This is a genomic window from Tahibacter caeni (assembly GCF_024609805.1).
Lineage (GTDB): Bacteria > Pseudomonadota > Gammaproteobacteria > Xanthomonadales > Rhodanobacteraceae > Tahibacter > Tahibacter caeni.
Map to the genome: position 1 here is coordinate 1 of NZ_JANFVR010000554.1, position 1,854 is coordinate 1,854.

3 protein-coding genes are annotated in these 1,854 nt (G+C 73.8%); all 3 read right to left on the reverse strand.

The annotated features are described in order from the left end of the window. The coding region (gene truD, locus NON22_RS23705) for a tRNA pseudouridine(13) synthase TruD (RefSeq protein WP_257389447.1) at positions 1–845 on the reverse strand (845 nt) is incomplete at its 3' end. Then, complete coding sequence (gene ispF / locus NON22_RS23710) at positions 842–1,321, reverse strand: 2-C-methyl-D-erythritol 2,4-cyclodiphosphate synthase (protein WP_257389448.1); 480 nt, start codon at positions 1,319–1,321, stop codon at positions 842–844. The genes ispF and truD, both read right to left, overlap by 4 nt. A gap of 323 nt (positions 1,322–1,644) precedes the next feature. Further along, the coding region (locus NON22_RS23715) for a 2-C-methyl-D-erythritol 4-phosphate cytidylyltransferase (RefSeq protein ID WP_257389449.1) at positions 1,645–1,854 on the reverse strand (210 nt) is incomplete at its 5' end.

Consider the following 1,854-nt stretch of genomic DNA (forward strand, 5'->3'; position numbering starts at 1 on the left):
CGCGCAAGCCCAGGCCAGTCCGCCGCGGCGGCGCGCTCGAGCTCGGCGACGGCCGCGCCGCTGCGCAGCGCGCCCTCGCCCCAGAGGGGCCCGGTCGGGTGGATGTCGCCCTGCCGCAGGCGCGCGAGCAACGCCTCGGTCAGCGGTTCCGGACCGAAAATACTGTGGCTGCCGGCGAGCATCCAGACCTCGCCGTCGAGGGCGCGGTCCCAGTCCTGCCGCGCGACGCGCGCGGCCAGCGCCGCATTGAAGATCTGCGCCCGCGCGGCCGACAGCAGCAGGCTGCGCTCGTGGCGCGCGACGCGGCGGCCGTCGAACATGGCCTGCGCGCGCGCGACGTTGTCGCCGTCACGGCCGAAGCGCTGCTCGCCGAAATAGTTCGGCACGCCGTGGGCGGCAATCGCCGCGAGCCGCGCGGCAGCGGCCTCGCGCTCGCCGGCGACCTCGCGCAGCACGATGCGGAAGCGGTTGCGCGCGAGCGCGCCGCGGCGCAGCTTGCGGCCGTGACGCTGCGCCTCGAGCACGCGGAATTCCGCATCGGCCAGCGCCGGCCAGTCCAGTTCGCGCTTGAGCGGCACGGCCAGGGAAAAGGTCTGCCGCGTGACCGCGTGACGGTCCTTGAGCCCGGCATAGCTGACGGCCTCGGCCGGCACGCCGGCGAAGCGCGCGATCGCGCGGGCCACCCACTCGGTGTTCGCGCCGCGCTTCTCCACGCGCAGGAACACGTGCTCGCCGGCGCCGTCGGGCGCGAAGCCGAGATCCTCGTCGACGAAGAAATCCTCGGGCGCCGCACGCAGGCGCGCGCGCAGCGGCGGCCCGCCGAAGGCGTACGGCCAGGCCGTCATTCGCCGCTCCGCTGCAACAGGACCACGGCCATCGCCGCGATGCCTTCGCCGCGGCCCGTGAAACCCAGCCGCTCGCTCGTCGTGGCCTTGACGCTGACCGCATCGACTGCGCAGCCGAGATCGGCCGCGAGGCATTCGCGCATGGCGGCCGCATGCGGGCCGACCTTGGGCCGCTCGGCGACCACGGTCACGTCGGCATTGCCGAGCACATAGCCGCGCTCGCGCATCAGCGCGCGGCAATGGCGCAGGAACACGCGGCTGTCGGCGCCGCGCCAGCGTTCGTCGCCCGGCGGAAAATGCTGGCCGATGTCGCCGAGCGCGAGCGCGCCGAGCACGGCGTCGCAGAGCGCATGAATCACGACGTCGCCGTCCGAATGTGCGACGACGCCGTGCGTGTGCGGCACTGCGACGCCGCCGAGCACGACGCAGTCGCCGGGACCGAACGCGTGCACATCGAAACCCTGTCCGATTCGCATCAGAGAAATCCGTAGGTTGTGGTGAGCCGCAGGCGAGCCGCGCGGTCGCGGTCCGCGCTGCGCCGGCCGGCGGTGCGCCGAAGGCGAACCGCAACGTCAATGTTCGCCTGCCGCGAAGCGCTGCGACCGAAACAACGCGCCCGGAATCCGGGCGAAGGCCGCGGCCACGCCGGACGTCGACGAACGCGTTCGCGGCGCCGAGGCACGGACCGCGAAGGCTGCACCCCGCTTCGTCGCTGCGGGCGGCCGCCCGCCTCTGCGCCGCCGGAGAGTCCTCGTGGCTCGAACGCCGTGGTATTGCGGCTCGCTGCGCTCACCGCAACCTACGCGCGCTGCAGGATGAATTCGGCAAGCACGAGATCGGCCGGCGTGGTCACCTTGATGTTGTCCTCGCTGCCTTCGACGAGCAGCGGCGCATGGCCGGCGCGCTCCATGGCCATGGCCTCGTCGGTCACGGCCACGCCGTCGGCCGAGGCCGCGGCCAGCGCCGCCTCGAGCGCGCCGCGCGGAAACAGCTGCGGCGTCAGCGCGCG